The sequence below is a fragment of the Erwinia sp. PME.40.26/001 genome, from assembly GCF_055556675.1.
The window spans coordinates 269557-284342 of the sequence record NZ_JBVHNP010000003.1 but is presented as its reverse complement, the minus strand read 5'-3'; the positions used below and the strand labels follow the sequence as shown (position 1 = coordinate 284342).

Sequence of the window (14786 nt, the reverse complement as noted above, 5' to 3'; positions counted from 1 at the left end):
CCCCGGCCATTATCAGGGCCGGATAAACCGCACATAGATAAAACGAATGACGTAGAACTCAATCACCCCCAGCAGTAGAAACCACAGGCAGAACACCAGCGTATATAGCTGGCCGATATCTGCCAGGTGGAACATCTCAACCAGCCTGCGCGCCAGCGCCAGACCGAACGAGGGCGCAGGCAGCAGCAGCGCCGAGAGAAAGCCGAGCAGCAGGGCGCTCATGGGCATCAGGAAAGTCTCAAACGGGTTTTTCATCACGATTCCGTGTTAGTCAGTTGCGGCTATTTTCTGTTAATCCCAGGCCATCTTCAATCATTAACCACCAGAGCGGCGGGCACCTGCTCACGCATCCAGCGAACGAAGCTACGGCGTTTTTCCGAGGGGCTAAGATCCTGACGCCAGAGGAGATTAATCGGGCGACTGGCGGGTTGCCACTGTTGCAGCAATGGCACCAGTCGGCCATCGGCAATATCCTGCGCCAGCAGAATACGCGGCTGCAGTATCAGCCCGGCCCCGGCCAGCGCCGCCTGGCGCAGGGCCTGACCATCATTACAGGTAAAACTGTTGTCAAAGGGCCAGGTGACGTTGCCCCACTGCCAGGCATTATTTTTATTCCACGCCCGGTTGGCCAGACAACGATGACGTTGCAGATCCTCCGGGGTTTGCGGTGAACCGAACTGCGCCAGATAGTCCGGTGCGGCACACACCACCATCTGATACTCCCCCAGAAACTGGGCGACCAGCGGTTCGCTGTGCTTCAGGCCACCGATGCGGATGGCAAAATCAAACCCTTCCGCAATCAGATCCACAAAGCGGTCGTTCAAATCCAGTTCGATTTTCACCTGCGGATAGCGCAGCTGATAGCGTGTCACCACCGCAGCAATGGCGCTGGCACCCAGATTCAGCGGGGCACTGATGCGCAGCAGACCGGACGGGGTCCGTTTCATATTTTCCACGCTTTCATCCGCTTCACGCAGCTGGGCCAGCGCCAGCTTGCACTGGCGATAGTAACTTTCACCGGCCTCCGTCAGGTGCTGGCGGCGGGTATTACGCTGCAACAGGCGGGTATTGAGTGCGGTCTCCAGCTGACGGACATGCTTGCCGACCATCACGGCGGTGATGTCCAGCCGTCGCGCGGCTTCGCTAAAGTTGCCGCTCTCCACGGCGCAGATAAAGGCTTCGATACTGCGTAATTTATCCATGATTACAAACCCTGGGTTCGGAGTTCCCGAAAGTATCGCGCATTTATTGATCCACTGCACTACGGCACACTCACCGGACTGAATAACCGACAGGAGAGAACAGATGAAAATTTTAGTGATTGGCGCAACGGGCACCGTGGGTCAGGGCATCGTGCAGGAGCTGGCGCAGGATCACCAGGTGATCCGCGTCGGAAAAAACCACGGGGATTATCAGGTCGATCTGAGTCGTGAGGAGAGTGTCAAAGCGTTGTTTGCTCAGACAGGAAAGGTTGATGCGGTGATCGCGGCCACCGGCGGCGTACACTTTGGCCCGCTGGCAGAGATGACCAGCGAGCAGTTTAACCACGGCCTGCAGGACAAGCTGATGGGACAGGTGCGCTTAGTGCTGATCGGCAAAGCCTTCGTTAATCCGGGCGGGTCGTTCACCCTGACCAGCGGTATTCTTGCCCAACAGCCGATCCGCACCGGGGTGAACGCCACGGCGGTGAACGCGGCGCTGGAGGGGTTTGTGCTGGCCGCCGCCGCCGAGCTGAACGGGTTACGCATCAACGCCGTCAGCCCGACGGTATTAACCGAATCGCTGGAGAGCTACGGCCCGTTCTTCCCGGGCTTTGAGAGTGCTCCGGCAGGCCGCGTGGCGCTCGCCTATCGTCGCAGCGTGGAGGGAATTGATACGGGGAAAGTGTTTAAGGTGTGGTAATTCTGCGGGCAAACAGGGGGAGATATTTGGCCAGCAGCCGGCGAAATATCCCCCAGTCCGATCAGGGATGTATATCCCTACTCTTTTTGTAAGACGGTAATTCTTTTAGAGTTTCCGCTCTGTTTTTCACCTCTAAATTAGCCACTGTTAAAAAGTATAGCCGAGGCTATACTCAAATCCCTGATTTTACTGTCTTTTTTTCTGGCGATTAGCGTGCTAGGATGCGTGTCACTTGAACAGGCTTATGATGATTTTTGCCACATAAGCTGATGTTTTAACGACCTGATGCGCCCCTGCTGCTTCAGCCCGGATAAATACAATGAACCTATACGCAACCCTGATTCTGGCTTTTGGTATGTCGATGGACGCCTTTGCGGCGGCGATCGGCAAAGGGGCCAGTCTGCATCGCCCCAGCCTGAAAGAAGCGCTGCGTACCGGCCTGATTTTCGGCGCGATCGAAGCCCTGACCCCGCTGATTGGCTGGGCGATTGGCCTGGCGGCCAGCAAGTACATCATGTCGTGGGATCACTGGGTGGCGTTTGGCCTGCTGTTTATTTTAGGCAGCCGCATGATCATGGAAGGGCTGCGTAAGAAAGAGTGCAACCCGGAAGAAGCCCCGAGCAGCCACGGTTTCTGGCTGCTGGCCTGCACGGCGGTGGCAACCAGCCTGGATGCGCTGGCCGTTGGCGTGGGTCTGGCATTTCTGCAGGTGAACATCGTTACCACCGCGCTGGCGATTGGCGCGTCCACCATGATAATGGCTTCGGCCGGTATCCTGCTGGGCCGTTTCCTGGGCCCGGTGATGGGAAAATGGGCAGAAATATTCGGCGGCGTAGTGCTCATTGGTATTGGCTGTAGTATTTTAGCGGAACATCTGGGCCGGTGAATGCACTCTCCGGCCTGTCAGGGGCGGAGTGGATATGGCGTTATCGATAGTCGACTGGAACAGCCGCAATCAGATTGAATGTTCACACCTCACCGCCAGCCATGCGGCGTTCCCGCTGCACACCCACGAAGAATATGTCATCAGTGCCAACCTCAGCGGCATTGAAACCCTCAGCCTGCACCGGCAAACCCTGTTCGTCCACGCAGGCGACATCACCATTTACAACCCTGAAACGCTGCAGTCTTCGAAGTTTGGTGCCGATCCGGTGGAGTTTTACAGTATTCATCTGCCGCGTCAGGTATTTGCCGATCTTGCCGATCGATCTCCGCCGATCCTGTATGAAGGGGTACTGCGCGATCCCACGCTGTTTGCCGCCATCTGCGGCTATGTGCAGTCAGGTGATGAAGAGCAGGAGCAAAACCTGCTGTGGCTGACCAGCCAGCTATTGCAACACCGGCGCGGCGCGTCCCCTGCGCCTGCCACGCTTCCCGTGGGGCGGGCGCTGGAGTGCATGCGCGATAATCTGACCATAAAGCTGACGCTGGACGAACTGTCTGCCGCTGCCGGACTGAGCAAATATCATTTCGTGCGGCAGTTTCGTCAGCAGACGGGCATTGCCCCGCTGCAATATCATATGCAGCTGCGCCTGCTGGCAGCGCGTAATCTGCTGCGTGACCACCACAGCGCCCTGGATGTGGCGCACCGGCTGGGCTTTTACGACCAGAGCCACTTTATTAACAGCTTTCGCAGAATGATGGGGATCACCCCCCATCACTATCTGCGCAGGCTCAGCCGATAAATTCACGGTAGCCGGAGAGGATCACGTAACCGGCGAAATAGCAGAAAATCACCGCCGACGCGATATACGACCAGCGCAGCATCTTCGCCCCGAGCATGCGTCCGCCAACACTCCCCATCGCACACAGCACCGCCGTCCAGGTCACGCCCGCGAGGAAAAATCCGCTGAGGAACCATCCTGACGCCGCTGTGCCGCTGCTGCTCATCCGCGAAATCAGGGCACCGCCGACCGCGGCAAACCACAGGATCGCCGTGGGCGATGACATGGCGAGGAAAATACCGCGAAAAAAGTTCTGACGAATACTGAGTGCCTGGCCGATGTCCCCGGCGCTAAGGTCCGCCGTCGGGCGCAGGGCGTTCTGCACCATTTTCCATGCAAACCACAGCAGGATGAGCGACCCCCCGATCCACAGCACCCAGCGCACCGCAGTGAACTGCAACAGCACCGCCATCCCCGCCATGGCGAGGATGGCGTAGATCAGATCGCCCACGCAGGTGCCGATCCCCAGCCAAAAGCCGTGAAAATAACCGCGCTGCATCGCCAGGGTGATCATCGCAATATTGGCGATGCCGATATCCAGGCACAGGGAAAGGCTGAGAAGAAAACCATTTGAAAAGGGCATTGGCGTCCGGTCAGTGAGGAAAGTGAAGCCCATTATGCTCAGGGCATGAGCGGAAATATTGGAAAATATTGCGCCTGCGGCAGGGGTAGGGACGCCTCCCGTGCGGCGAGGCCGTTTAGCTCTGGTTTATCTTTTTATCGGCATACTGAGGGTGATTATGTGATCTGGCTCATAAAATATTGCCTGAAAAATGGGCTGCATGTATAATTTTCTAGCAATATTCAATAAAGCGGCATACAGGCCATCATGAAAAAATTCTTTAAATACGTGTTCCGGGTTTATGTCGACACCTTTAAACACGTACCGCCAGGCGCTGTTCTTTAAGCCTGGCTGCACCGAAAACCCTCGATAATGCGTCGGTCAGGGATCGACCGATGGTTATCACCCGTTTCGATTATCCCATGAGAAAGCTATTGCATAACCGTCGCGTCTGCGCGAATCTGTCCTCTATGCAACCGACTCAGCTGTGTCTTACCACCCCAACCACCACCACCACCGCTTATGGCGGCGTGTGGCGAGTTTGCGTGTCTGAGTAGTTAGCACACCTTCCCCCACCCGCCGGTTTCCGACGGGGTCGCTTATTTCTCCGTCGTCACCGGTGTTTACCCGCATCGATAAAGGAGAAATAACATGTCTGACGCCTCCGCGTTATTAATCATTGATATGCAGGCAGGCTTACTGCACGGTCCGCAGGAGCCTCATGATAAAGCCGGTTTACTGGCGAACGTTTCCCATCTGATTGTCACTGCCCGTTTGCAGCAGGTGCCGGTCTTTTTTGCCCAACACACCGGCCCGGCGGGATCGCCGATCGCCGCTGACAGCATGGCGTGGCAGCTGGCTGCGGAACTGCCGCGGGCGGAGACGGACCGCTGTTTTAACAAAGCGCGGCCCAGCTGTTTTGCCGGTACGCCGCTGCTGGCATGGCTGCAGGCGTCTGACGTGAAGCGGCTGGTGATCGCCGGAATGAAAACAGAATACTGCGTTGACACCACCTGTCGGGCGGCGGCGGATCTGGGGTTTGACGTGGAGCTGGTGAGCGATGCCCACAGCACCCAGGACAGTGCCGTGCTCACCGCCGCGCAGATAATTGCCCATCATAATGCAACGCTGGCGGGGCCGTTTGTCCGTCTGGTCAACACGGCGGATGTGCGCTTTGTGTAACGGAGTCGGACAGCATTCAGCAGGATAAACGGAATAAGGCCGGTAAGGCCTTATTCCGCCTGAGGGAGGATCAGAGGGTTGGTCCGGCCTGAGCGATACGCGCGCCGTCTTCTGTGCGGGTGTACTGGGCAAAGTTGTCGATAAATAAGCGGGCTAATTTTTCGGCCGCCTGCTGCCACTGTTCTGCGCTTTCCCAGCCATTGCGCGGGTCAAGCAGGGCATCCGCCACCCCCGGAACCTGAGCCGGGATCATCAGCTCAAAGATCGGCAGCCGGGTATCATTCTGCGCAATCGTCCCGTTAAGGATAGCGTTGATAATATTGCGGGTATCCTTCAGCGACAGGCGCTCCCCTTTACCATTCCATCCGGTGTTGACCAGCCAGGCTTCTGCCTGCGTTTCTGCCATTTTTTCCGCCAGCACGCTGGCATAACGGGTCGGTGGCAGCATTAAAAAGGCGGCCCCGTAGCAGGCAGAAAAGGTCGGTGTCGGCTGGGTGATGCCGCGTTCGGTGCCGGCGAGTTTAGAGGTAAATCCGGACAGGAAGTGGTACTGCATCTGTTCACGGGTCAGGCGCGAAACCGGCGGCAGCACGCCAAAGCCATCCGCCGCGAGGAAAATCACTTTCGACGGATGGCCTGCAGCGGACACCGGGCGGACGATATTCTCAATATGATCCAGCGGGTAGGAGACCCGGGTGTTTTCCGTTTTGCTGCCATCAGCGAAGTCGATGCTGCCATCGGCCTTCACCATCACGTTTTCCAGCAGCGCGTTGCGGCGGATGGCGCGGTAAATTTCCGGCTCTGCGGCTTCACTCAGATTGATGGTTTTGGCATAGCAACCGCCTTCAAAGTTGAAGACGCCCTCCGCGTCCCAGCCGTGTTCGTCGTCACCGATCAGCTCGCGCAGCGGGTCTGTGGACAGCGTGGTTTTACCGGTACCGGACAGGCCGAAGAACAGCGCAACATCCCCCGCAGCACCCCGGTTGGCGGAGCAGTGCATTGAGGCAATTCCCCGCTGGGGCAGCAGGTAGTTCATCACTGAGAACAGCCCTTTTTTCATCTCGCCGCCGTACCAGGTCCCGCCAATCAGCTGAATTCTCTCAGTCAGATTGAAGGCCACAAAGTTTTCAGAGTTCAGCCCCTGTGACTGCCACTGGCTGTTGGTGCATTTTGCGCCGTTCATCACGATGAAATCAGGGGTGAAGTTCGCCAGCTCCTCTGCGGAAGGGGCGATAAACATGTTTTTCACAAAGTGCGCCTGCCAGGCGACTTCTGTCACCACCCTGACCGCCAGCCGCGAGTCGGCATTGGCACCACACCAGGCGTCTACCACGTAGAGTTTTTTCCCTGACAGCTGCTGGCAGACCAGCGCGCGCAGTTCTGCCCAGACGGCTGGCGACAGCGGTTTATTATCATTACGGCCATTGCCGGCGTCAGACCACCAGACGGTATCTTCGGTCAGGGCATCCCTGACGATATATTTGTCGCGCGGGGAACGCCCGGTAAACTCGCCGGTATCCACCGCGGCGGCACCGGAGGCGGTGAGAGTGGCGCGTTCCCAGCCGGTAAGCCCGGGCGCGGTTTCATGCTCCATCAGCAGTTCATAGCTGGGGTTGTAAATCACGTCATGAAGGTCGGTAATACCAAGGTCTGACAAAGCGGCTTTTAGAGATACAGTGCTGGACATGAGATACCTGACTAGTAATGGTCTGAGGATGGGTTAACGGTTTGTTGCGAACTCGTGCAGGGATACTAGCACTGGATAATGGATGCTCTAATTGCATAATTTCTATGCTGCATGCTAAATTTGCATAGCGTTTTTGCGACAGGGGAAACAGACATCGATGATCGGTAATCTCGAAGTAAAATGGTTTTATGATGTGATTGCCCTGGAGGAGAGCCGGAGTTTTACCCAGGCCGCAGAGAAGCGAAATATTTCGCAGTCCTCCTTCAGCCGCCGTATTCAGTCCCTTGAGTCTGCCCTGGGTTTTATGATTTTTGACCGCAGCAAAAACCCGCTACAGCTGACGCAGCAGGGTAAAAACTTTATCGGTTATGCCCGCAATATGCTTGATGATATGGATTTCCAGCTCAACCGAATCAAGGGGTTAGACAACCTCAGGCAGAGCATTAAAATCGATGCGGCCCCGTCGTTATCCGTGCTGCTGCTGCCCGAAATGATTGCCGGATATAACGACAGCCTGGAGCGTATCCATTATGTTGAATCGATTAACGTGGATGAGGCAGTTTATAACCTGAAAGAGGGGAAGTGCGATTTTATTCTGAGTTTTTATAACGAAGAGCTGATGAACTATCCCTTTGTTCATCATAAGATTTTTGACTCTCACCTCCATCTGGTTACGCCCTGTGACGATCACGGTCAGCCGCTGTATTCCCTCAGTAACGATATTCTGCCCCTGATGAAATATGCCAACGACAGCTACATGGGACGGCAGGTGAATCAGGTGATCGATACGCTGTCTGACGACACCTTTTCACTGCGGTTTGTCTCGTCAATGAGCGAACTGCTGAAGCGCATGATCGTTAACGGCCAGGGGGTGGGCTGGCTGCCGCAGTATTCGATCAAGGATGAACTGCGTGAGGGCAGGCTGGCCATTCTTGATCCTGCGGTGTCGCTGGAAATTAAAGCCTATGTTTATCGCTCCGGCTCCCGGCTGAATCTGTCTGCGGAGCGGTTCTGGCAGTATATTCGCTCCCAGCCGACACGGCGGGAGTAACGCCCCGGAGAGGGACGGGGCCGATCGGCTTTTCCGCCCCACCCGGCACAGGGCCTGTTACGCGAAATCGACCCAGGTTGCGCCCGCATCGGCTGACGCAACGCAGCGCTCTACCCACTGCACGCCTGCCACCCCGGCATGAACATCCGGATACCAGAAATCTGCCAGCAGCGCGTCATCACCCCGGTCGGTCGCATCCATGGCAATCGCAAAACGGCGGTACAGATTCGACCAGGCTTCGAACAGCCCTTCCGGATGGCCGCCGCCGATGCGGTCCTCTTCCCGCGCACGCGGGGTCAGGTAGCCCATTCCCCGCTCCAGAATACGCACCGGCTCACCCTGAATTTCATACCGCAGCTGGTTTGGCTGTTCGTCCCACCACTCCAGGCTGGCTTTCGATCCGATCACGCGGATCTTCTGGCCGTGCATCGATCCGCAGTTCACGGCCGAACACCACAGCGATGCCACCGCCCCGTTATCGTACTCCATCAGGACAAAGGCGTTATCCTCCAGCGGCGCACGGGTTTTGACAAAGCTCTGGCGTGAACACATCAGGCGTTTGATTTTCAGATCGGGCAGCATGGTTTCTGCCAGGAACAGCGGGTGCGTCGCCAGGTCGCCCAGCACGTAGCTCGGCCCGACGAAGGCCGGATCGACGCGCCAGCGGGTGCTCGGGTTATCCAGCTCGACCGCTTCATTATGAAAGCCGTGCGAGAACGACATATTCACAATGCGAATATCGCCCAGCAGACCTTCCGCAATCATACTGCGCGCCTGCTGGATCAGCTGATGACCGGCGTAGCCGTAGGTAACGCCGATAATTTTATGCTGCCTGTGGCTCAGGGCGGCCAGCTCTTTCGCTTCTGCGGTGGTAAAGCACAGCGGCTTTTCACACACCACGTGCAGGCCAGATTCCAGCGCGGCTTTACAGATGGCGAAATGCGTATTATTGGGCGTGGCGATCGATACCGCTTCAATACCGTCAGCGCGCGCGGCTTCTTCAGCAAACAGCGTCTGATAGTCCGGGTAGCAGCGATGGCCATCCACGCCCAGACTCTCGCCAAAGGCGCGGCCACGTGCCGCATCAATATCGAACGCGCCCGCGACCAGGGTAAAGGTGCTGTCGCGCAGCGCAGCCGAGCGGTGGATATAGCCAATCTGGCTGGTACCGCCGCCGCCTACCATGCCCCAGCGCAGGGAGCGGTCGAGAGGTTTAATGCCGTTAATCATCTGATATTCCTTAATTAAAATCCGACAGAGGTGAGATAACGCAGACTTTCGGTCACGTCGTGCAGGCTGCCGTCGGCCTGGCGTGGGTCACGTTCCTGCTCGATAGTGATCCAGCCCTGATAGTTGCGCTCTGCGAGGAAGGCGCGTACGGCCGGATAATCAATCGCCCCCTGGCCAATCGGGCACATCACCCCTTCGGCACAGGCGCTAAAGAAGTCGAGTTCACGGGCGAGGACGTCGCGGAATACCGCGTCGTTTACGTCTTTAAAATGCAGATAATCAATGCGCTCAAAGTAGTGTGCCAGCGCCGGGATAGGGTCCATTCCGGCGTAGTAAAGGTGTCCGGTGTCCAGGCACAGGCCCGCCACGCCGTGCGGTATGGCCTGCACCAGCTTTTCCAGTTCATCGGCAAACTCAATATTGCCGCCCGCGTGCGGGTGGATCACCGGGCGTACGCCGTAGGTATGGGCAATGCGGCTTATCTCGCTGATGTGCTCGATCATGCGCTGCCAGTCACTGTCGGACAGGCGGGCGGCTTTGTCGTACTGCCCGGCAAAGCGCGCACGGTCGGCGTTACCGAAGTCGATAATCACCAGATAGGGGGCCGGTAGGTTATCGCCGTGAACGGGTGCGGCCGTAGGAACGGCCGACAGATGGCGGCACAGGTGATGAGTCAGTTCAATCATCGCCGGGAAGTTCGCTTCGCTGACCAGGTCGTCAAAAATCGTTCCCGCGACTATCGTCAGGCCATACTGCTGCAGTTTTTCGCTCAGCAGTGCCGGATCAGTGGGCAGGTAGCCCCAGGGCCCCAGTTCAATACTGGAATAACCGGCCTGCGAGGCCTCTTTCAGCACCTTCTCGTACGGGGGCAGGTAGGGGTTTTTCGGGTCATCCACCCCCCAGCTGCAGGGCGCATTCGCAATATGAATCGTCATGTTAGTGTCCTGTCGTGATCAATAAACGGCACTCAGAGAGTGGCGGCCTTGCGTGCTTGTTTGTGGCTTTCGAAGCGTTGCAGCACCAGCGCTTCCATTTTTTCCAGCGAGACGCCTTTGGTTTCCGGCAGCAGGGCCTTCACGAACCACCAGGAGGCCAGAGAACACACGGCGAACAGCAGGAGCGGGAATGCGCCGTGGAAGTGATCGTTAAGCCAGGCGTTCTGGTTCATCATCGGGAAAGACTGGCTGACAAAGAAGTTACCGGCCCACATGGCGCAGATAGAGAAGCCCATACCCGCGCCGCGCAGACGTGTTGGAAAGATTTCGCCAATCACCGTCCAGACCACCTGGCCCCAGGTGCCGCCGAACAGGAACATAAAGCCAAACAGGCCGATGACGGAGGCCCAGCCGGTCATACCGCTGTAGAAGGTCGTGAAGGTCACCAGCAGACAGAGGGCAGAGCCGAGGGAACCGATCAGCAGCAGTGATTTACGGCCCATTTTGTCAATCAGCATCATGCCGGCCATCACCCCAATGAACTGCAGAACGGCCAGCCAGATGGTCATGTACATCGCCTCCTGCATATTGTGGGTAACATTCATCAGCAGCGTCGGACCGAAATACTGGATCACGTTAATCCCGGTGAGCTGGTTGAAAAGCGCCAGGCCAACGCCAATCACCAGGAAAATAGCGCTCTTGCGGTTGAAGCTGACGCGTTTGCGCTTTTCCGGTGTGTCGGCGTCATCACGTAGTGAATCCTGAATTTCCGTCATCACGCGGCGGGCATGTTCCGGCGTTGAGATGCGCGACAGGGTGTGCAGTGCCTGCTCATGGCGGCCGACCATCGCATTCCAGCGCGGAGATTCCGGAATAAAGCCGACAAACAGGAAGAACAGGACGCAGGGTACAAAAGCCGCACCCAGCATCCAGCGCCAGCCGTAGGCATTTAACCACTCCGCGTCGGCATTTTTGGCGATAAGGTAGTTAGTGGCCAGCACCAGTACCTGGCCGCCCACGCAGCAGATCATATGCATGGTCATGGCGCGGCCGCGATAATCTTTCGGGGCCACTTCCGCAATGTAGATAGGGGATATCACCGAGGCGAGGCCGATGCCAAGACCGCCGATAATGCGGAACACCACAAAGGTGGTGAAGTCCGGTGCCAGCGCCGTTCCGGCCACCGACACCACAAACAGCATCGCCGTGACGATCAGCATTTTTTTGCGGCCATAGCGATCTGCCAGTTTCCCCGCCGCCAGGCAACCGATGATGCAGCCGATGATGACATTGGAGACGGCCCAGCCGGTTTCGGCAGGAGAGAGTTGATAATGGTGGCTGATAGGTTCGATAGCACCGGAGATGACCGACGAATCATAGCCAAACAGCAGGCCACCCAGGGCGGCGACAGCGCAGATCGCCATCACATACGCCATGTTGTGTTTTGGTGTTGTCCGGGACACGAGATAATCCTTCCGTTGTTAATTGAAGGAAGTATCAAACAAACGTTCCATTGATCACAATGATGGAATATTTGTTTTTTGATGGTGATCTCACTAAATTTGATAGTTTTAAATGATTATATTCTATCATTTGAATGAATTCAGCGAGTTATCCGGCAGGGGATGTGAAACAGCAGGCCGGTGGGAACCGGCCCGATGAGCCTTTTAGTAATTTTCTTTGGTAATCAGTTCAAAACTGCTGGTAAGGGTAATAAATCCGCCCCGTTCGTCACGACTGGCCTTCTGCATCGCCTCGACGACGCGGGCAGCCAGTTCATCCAGCCGGTGAGCAATCATCATGTCCAGCGTGCCGTCGATCAGGGCCAGCTGCGCATCCTGCAGTGGTCCGTGGCAGATCAGGGTTATCTCGTGCCGCCTGTCGCTGTCGCGCAGTGCATTGACCACCCCTTCGACCCCGCCACACGGTGCGTAGATCACCGACAGCTCAGGGTGACGCTGGATCAGATCAGCAGTCACCTGATAGCCCTGCGCCACGTTTTCAAAACTCTTTACCGGTTCCAGCACCGTATGACCCGTGGCGTACTCACGCAGATAGGAACGGAAGCTGATCTCACAGGTCTCCTGACATAAAAAACGATTATCTCCGACGATAACCCCCACTTTACCCGGCGGGCCACTCAGACGTTGCACGGCCCAGGCGGCCGTTCTGCCCGCTTTACGGTTATCCAGCCCGATATAGCCGGAGTGACCGCAGGGCGACAGGTCGGAGAGCACCGTAAAGACCTTGACACCCTTCCGGCTGGCTTTCTCAACCGCCCGGCGGATCAGCGCATTGTCCAGGGCAATCAGTGCCAGAACGTTCACCCGGTCGCTCAGACTGTCGATAGCGGCAGCCGTTTCTTCAATCGCGTGGATATCGTGAAACGCAAATTCGACCGCTGTGCCTTCCTGTAAAAACGGGGCTGCATGCTGTTCCAGCGCCCGGGCAAAGGTGTCGTAAAACGAATAGTCACGTGACAGCAGGATCACCCCGATACGCAGTGTGCCTGCGCTCTGGCGTGGCACCGAGGCCGTGAGAAAATCAGGATCGAAACGATAGCCAAGCCGCGAGGCGGCCTGAATCACGCGGTTTTCCGTATCCGGACGCACCGGTGCCCGACGGTTCAACACGCGGTCAACGGTGGCAACGCCCACGCCAGCTTCGCGGGCAATGTCCGTCAGTGTGGTTTTTTTCATCAGGTGGCCCTTGATAAGAGTTATGACAAAAAACTATCACGTCTGCTGACGGCGCAACAGCACAGGTGCGGAGCTAAATACTCAGGACATGAAGTATGTCAGATTATTTTTTTTGTTTTAGATGAAATAAGATTCAAATATTTCATTTCAGGACATGCCGAAAGGGGCTTAAAAAAAACTGAAATAACCAGATTTATGCTATCGTGCTGCAAACATACCGTGTGGTATCTTTGAAATGAAAACGTCATGAATGATCACTCTCTTTCCGCCCGTTCTCTTCGGGCAGCACTCTGCTGTGAGCGAGGCTATAAACGTAAAAAACAGCCCGAGCAGGTGCGGGCGGCGCTGATCCACAGTGCCGCTGAACTGGCTGCGATGCAGGGTCTGGCTGGCGTGACCGTGCAGGCGGTGGCGGCCGCGGCCGGCGTGACAAAAGGGGGTTTTTTTCATCATTTCCCCCATAAGCAGGCGCTGCTGGATGCAGTATTTGATCACTTTATGGCAGAGAACGAGCAGGCGATTGACCGCATGATGGCGGCCGACGACCTGGCGTCAGGCTGCTTCACGCGCGCTTATATCAGCGTTGCGTTCGACGATATTTTACAGGCAGAGAAAAGCCTGAGCATGCCGCTGTCGCGGTCAATGATGGGCTCACCCGAACTGTGCGAACGCTGGGCGGCGTGGCTGGCCGGGCGTCTGCAGCGCCACCGTGACACCGACTGCGAACCACAGCATGAAGTGGCGCGGCTGGCCGCCGACGGCGCATGGCTGGCCTGTTCCCTGGGGAATTCCCGGGGCATTCGTGACCCGTTAACGCTGAAAAACTATTTGCTGACACTCACCAGAGAGCATAATTCACCGTGAAAACGACCTTCAAACAGGAAGTGGTTTACCAACTTCTGCACTGGCTGGAAGGGAATATCCATACGCCACTCTCCATCAATGACTTCGTTGAGAAATCGGGCTATTCCAAATGGCATCTGCAACGCATCTTCAAAGAGGTGACCGGGCAAAAGCTGGCGTCGTACTGTCGTCAGCGGCGGTTGACCTCAAGTGCGTTTATGCTGCGCCTGTTTGATAAGCAGATTGACTCCGTGGGCAGCGAGCACGGTTTCTCCAGCCATAACGTCTATCACAAAACCTTTAAGCGGCATTTTAACGTCACGCCGGCGCAGTACCGCGATGCGCTGCACTGGTCCTGCAAGGGGCTGTGCCCGCCAATCAATCTCACAGCCGAGCCGGTGCCGGAGGGCCGTCTGGTTGAGCTGGATGCGATGACCCTGCGGGGACGGATGACGGATTATGCTTTCACGCAGGACACTATCTGTCACTTTTGCTGGGATCAGCGTGAAGTGCTCTGGCGGCAGCGGCTGGCAGAGTCGCCGGCCCATTCCGGCGCGCTCTACGGACTGTCGAACGTGATTAAAGGAGGACCTCGCGCGGATGACTGCGCCACCCTGCAGTATCTCGCCTGCTTCCATCCTGACGCCGGCATGGCAGAAGCGCCGCTGGTTGACATTACGGTCGAAAAACAGACGTATCTGCACTTCATTTTCAACGGTGAAGCGCACCAGTTCGCTGACTTTATTAAGCTGATTTATGAACACGCGTTGCCGACCGCAGGCGCTGTGCGTCGCGATGGCTATGATATTGAACGTATTGATCCGCAGCGTTTCAGCGCGTCACGGAGTGGTCGCATCGATTATTACGTGCCGGTGCTGATCTGACGCCGGGCTGGACGTGGGGAAGGCGCTGGGGTTCGGACTGGAGGCGGCAGGATCGGGTATGCCCGTTCCCTGTTATCCAGGGACCGG

At 56.9% G+C, this 14786-nt stretch carries 16 protein-coding genes; 8 read left to right on the top strand and 8 right to left on the bottom strand.

Features of this window, described 5'->3' with window-relative positions; translation table 11 throughout:
• Nucleotides 1-12 precede the first annotated feature (12 nt).
• Nucleotides 13-255, bottom strand: a complete 243-nt coding sequence (locus ACZ3HG_RS11795; protein WP_118665219.1) for a DUF1158 family protein — start codon at nt 253-255, stop codon at nt 13-15.
• A 53-nt stretch (nt 256-308) separates the two neighbouring features.
• Nucleotides 309-1202, bottom strand: a complete 894-nt coding sequence (locus ACZ3HG_RS11790) for a LysR family transcriptional regulator (protein ID WP_465332889.1) — start codon at nt 1200-1202, stop codon at nt 309-311.
• Nucleotides 1203-1305: 103 nt separating this feature from the next.
• On the opposite strand from ACZ3HG_RS11790, the gene ACZ3HG_RS11785 reads away from it, so the two are divergent.
• The 3 genes from ACZ3HG_RS11785 (at nt 1306) to ACZ3HG_RS11775 (ending at nt 3587) form a co-directional block, all read left to right on the top strand.
• On the top strand, nt 1306-1902 hold the full coding sequence (locus ACZ3HG_RS11785) for a short chain dehydrogenase (RefSeq protein WP_191934428.1): 597 nt from the start codon (nt 1306-1308) through the stop codon (nt 1900-1902).
• 319 nt (nt 1903-2221) lie between these two features.
• Nucleotides 2222-2788 carry a manganese efflux pump MntP gene (gene mntP, locus ACZ3HG_RS11780; RefSeq protein ID WP_191934429.1) on the top strand — a complete coding sequence of 189 codons (567 nt, stop codon included), beginning with the start codon at nt 2222-2224 and terminating at the stop codon, nt 2786-2788.
• 34 nt (nt 2789-2822) lie between these two features.
• A complete protein-coding gene (locus tag ACZ3HG_RS11775; RefSeq protein ID WP_191934430.1) occupies nt 2823-3587 on the top strand; it encodes a helix-turn-helix transcriptional regulator in 765 nt (254 codons plus the stop codon).
• Here ACZ3HG_RS11775 and ACZ3HG_RS11770 read toward each other — a convergent pair.
• Entirely contained in the window at nt 3577-4209 is a 633-nt protein-coding gene (locus ACZ3HG_RS11770) for a LysE family translocator (protein ID WP_084344169.1), read from the bottom strand. The two genes, ACZ3HG_RS11775 and ACZ3HG_RS11770, sit on opposite strands and share 11 nt — an antisense overlap.
• A 246-nt stretch (nt 4210-4455) precedes the next feature.
• Here ACZ3HG_RS11770 and azuC point away from each other — a divergent pair, with 246 nt between their 5' ends.
• Nucleotides 4456-4533 (top strand): stress response protein AzuC, encoded by a 78-nt coding sequence (gene azuC / locus ACZ3HG_RS11765; protein ID WP_118665912.1) that lies wholly within the window; start codon nt 4456-4458, stop codon nt 4531-4533.
• Nucleotides 4534-4839: 306 nt separating this feature from the next.
• Nucleotides 4840-5370, top strand: a complete 531-nt coding sequence (locus tag ACZ3HG_RS11760) for a cysteine hydrolase family protein (protein WP_465332888.1) — start codon at nt 4840-4842, stop codon at nt 5368-5370.
• Between the two features lie 70 nt (nt 5371-5440).
• On the opposite strand, the gene pckA is transcribed toward ACZ3HG_RS11760, so the two are convergent.
• Entirely contained in the window at nt 5441-7057 is a 1617-nt protein-coding gene (gene pckA / locus ACZ3HG_RS11755) for a phosphoenolpyruvate carboxykinase (ATP) (protein WP_191936761.1), read from the bottom strand.
• A gap of 157 nt (nt 7058-7214) precedes the next feature.
• Here pckA and ACZ3HG_RS11750 point away from each other — a divergent pair, with 157 nt between their 5' ends.
• A complete protein-coding gene (locus ACZ3HG_RS11750; RefSeq protein ID WP_191934433.1) occupies nt 7215-8108 on the top strand; it encodes a LysR substrate-binding domain-containing protein in 894 nt (297 codons plus the stop codon).
• A gap of 57 nt (nt 8109-8165) precedes the next feature.
• Here ACZ3HG_RS11750 and ACZ3HG_RS11745 read toward each other — a convergent pair whose 3' ends face one another.
• The 4 genes from ACZ3HG_RS11745 to ACZ3HG_RS11730 form a co-directional block, all read right to left on the bottom strand.
• Nucleotides 8166-9338, bottom strand: a complete 1173-nt coding sequence (locus ACZ3HG_RS11745; RefSeq protein ID WP_191934434.1) for a Gfo/Idh/MocA family protein — start codon at nt 9336-9338, stop codon at nt 8166-8168.
• A 14-nt stretch (nt 9339-9352) separates the two neighbouring features.
• Nucleotides 9353-10273 carry a TIM barrel protein gene (locus ACZ3HG_RS11740; RefSeq protein WP_465332887.1) on the bottom strand — a complete coding sequence of 307 codons (921 nt, stop codon included), beginning with the start codon at nt 10271-10273 and terminating at the stop codon, nt 9353-9355.
• Nucleotides 10274-10305: 32 nt separating this feature from the next.
• Nucleotides 10306-11736 (bottom strand): sugar porter family MFS transporter, encoded by a 1431-nt coding sequence (locus ACZ3HG_RS11735; protein WP_342354661.1) that lies wholly within the window; start codon nt 11734-11736, stop codon nt 10306-10308.
• Nucleotides 11737-11940: 204 nt separating this feature from the next.
• Nucleotides 11941-12972 (bottom strand): LacI family DNA-binding transcriptional regulator, encoded by a 1032-nt coding sequence (locus ACZ3HG_RS11730; RefSeq protein WP_465332886.1) that lies wholly within the window; start codon nt 12970-12972, stop codon nt 11941-11943.
• 246 nt (nt 12973-13218) lie between these two features.
• Here ACZ3HG_RS11730 and ACZ3HG_RS11725 point away from each other — a divergent pair, with 246 nt between their 5' ends.
• Nucleotides 13219-13836: a TetR/AcrR family transcriptional regulator gene (locus tag ACZ3HG_RS11725; protein ID WP_191936757.1), complete on the top strand. Its 618-nt coding sequence runs from the start codon at nt 13219-13221 to the stop codon at nt 13834-13836.
• The gene (locus tag ACZ3HG_RS11720) at nt 13833-14699 is read left to right on the top strand and encodes a helix-turn-helix domain-containing protein (protein WP_465332885.1); all 867 of its coding nucleotides are present in this window, start codon (nt 13833-13835) and stop codon (nt 14697-14699) included. The genes ACZ3HG_RS11725 and ACZ3HG_RS11720 overlap by 4 nt, the downstream gene beginning before the upstream one ends.
• Nucleotides 14700-14786: the final 87 nt, after the last annotated feature.

Bases quoted from the DNA above. Each gene is read 5' to 3' on its own strand.
- pckA (WP_191936761.1), bottom strand. From the start codon at position 7,057: ATGTCCAGCACTGTATCTCTAAAAGCCGCTTTGTCAGACCTTGGTATT.
- ACZ3HG_RS11770 (WP_084344169.1), bottom strand. From the start codon at position 4,209: ATGCCCTTTTCAAATGGTTTTCTTCTCAGCCTTTCCCTGTGCCTGGAT.
- azuC (WP_118665912.1), top strand. From the start codon at position 4,456: ATGAAAAAATTCTTTAAATACGTGTTCCGGGTTTATGTCGACACCTTT.
- ACZ3HG_RS11795 (WP_118665219.1), bottom strand. From the start codon at position 255: ATGAAAAACCCGTTTGAGACTTTCCTGATGCCCATGAGCGCCCTGCTG.
- ACZ3HG_RS11730 (WP_465332886.1), bottom strand. From the start codon at position 12,972: ATGAAAAAAACCACACTGACGGACATTGCCCGCGAAGCTGGCGTGGGC.
- ACZ3HG_RS11790 (WP_465332889.1), bottom strand. From the start codon at position 1,202: ATGGATAAATTACGCAGTATCGAAGCCTTTATCTGCGCCGTGGAGAGC.
- ACZ3HG_RS11745 (WP_191934434.1), bottom strand. From the start codon at position 9,338: ATGATTAACGGCATTAAACCTCTCGACCGCTCCCTGCGCTGGGGCATG.
- ACZ3HG_RS11725 (WP_191936757.1), top strand. From the start codon at position 13,219: ATGAATGATCACTCTCTTTCCGCCCGTTCTCTTCGGGCAGCACTCTGC.
- ACZ3HG_RS11760 (WP_465332888.1), top strand. From the start codon at position 4,840: ATGTCTGACGCCTCCGCGTTATTAATCATTGATATGCAGGCAGGCTTA.
- ACZ3HG_RS11740 (WP_465332887.1), bottom strand. From the start codon at position 10,273: ATGACGATTCATATTGCGAATGCGCCCTGCAGCTGGGGGGTGGATGAC.
- ACZ3HG_RS11775 (WP_191934430.1), top strand. From the start codon at position 2,823: ATGGCGTTATCGATAGTCGACTGGAACAGCCGCAATCAGATTGAATGT.
- ACZ3HG_RS11750 (WP_191934433.1), top strand. From the start codon at position 7,215: ATGATCGGTAATCTCGAAGTAAAATGGTTTTATGATGTGATTGCCCTG.
- ACZ3HG_RS11785 (WP_191934428.1), top strand. From the start codon at position 1,306: ATGAAAATTTTAGTGATTGGCGCAACGGGCACCGTGGGTCAGGGCATC.
- mntP (WP_191934429.1), top strand. From the start codon at position 2,222: ATGAACCTATACGCAACCCTGATTCTGGCTTTTGGTATGTCGATGGAC.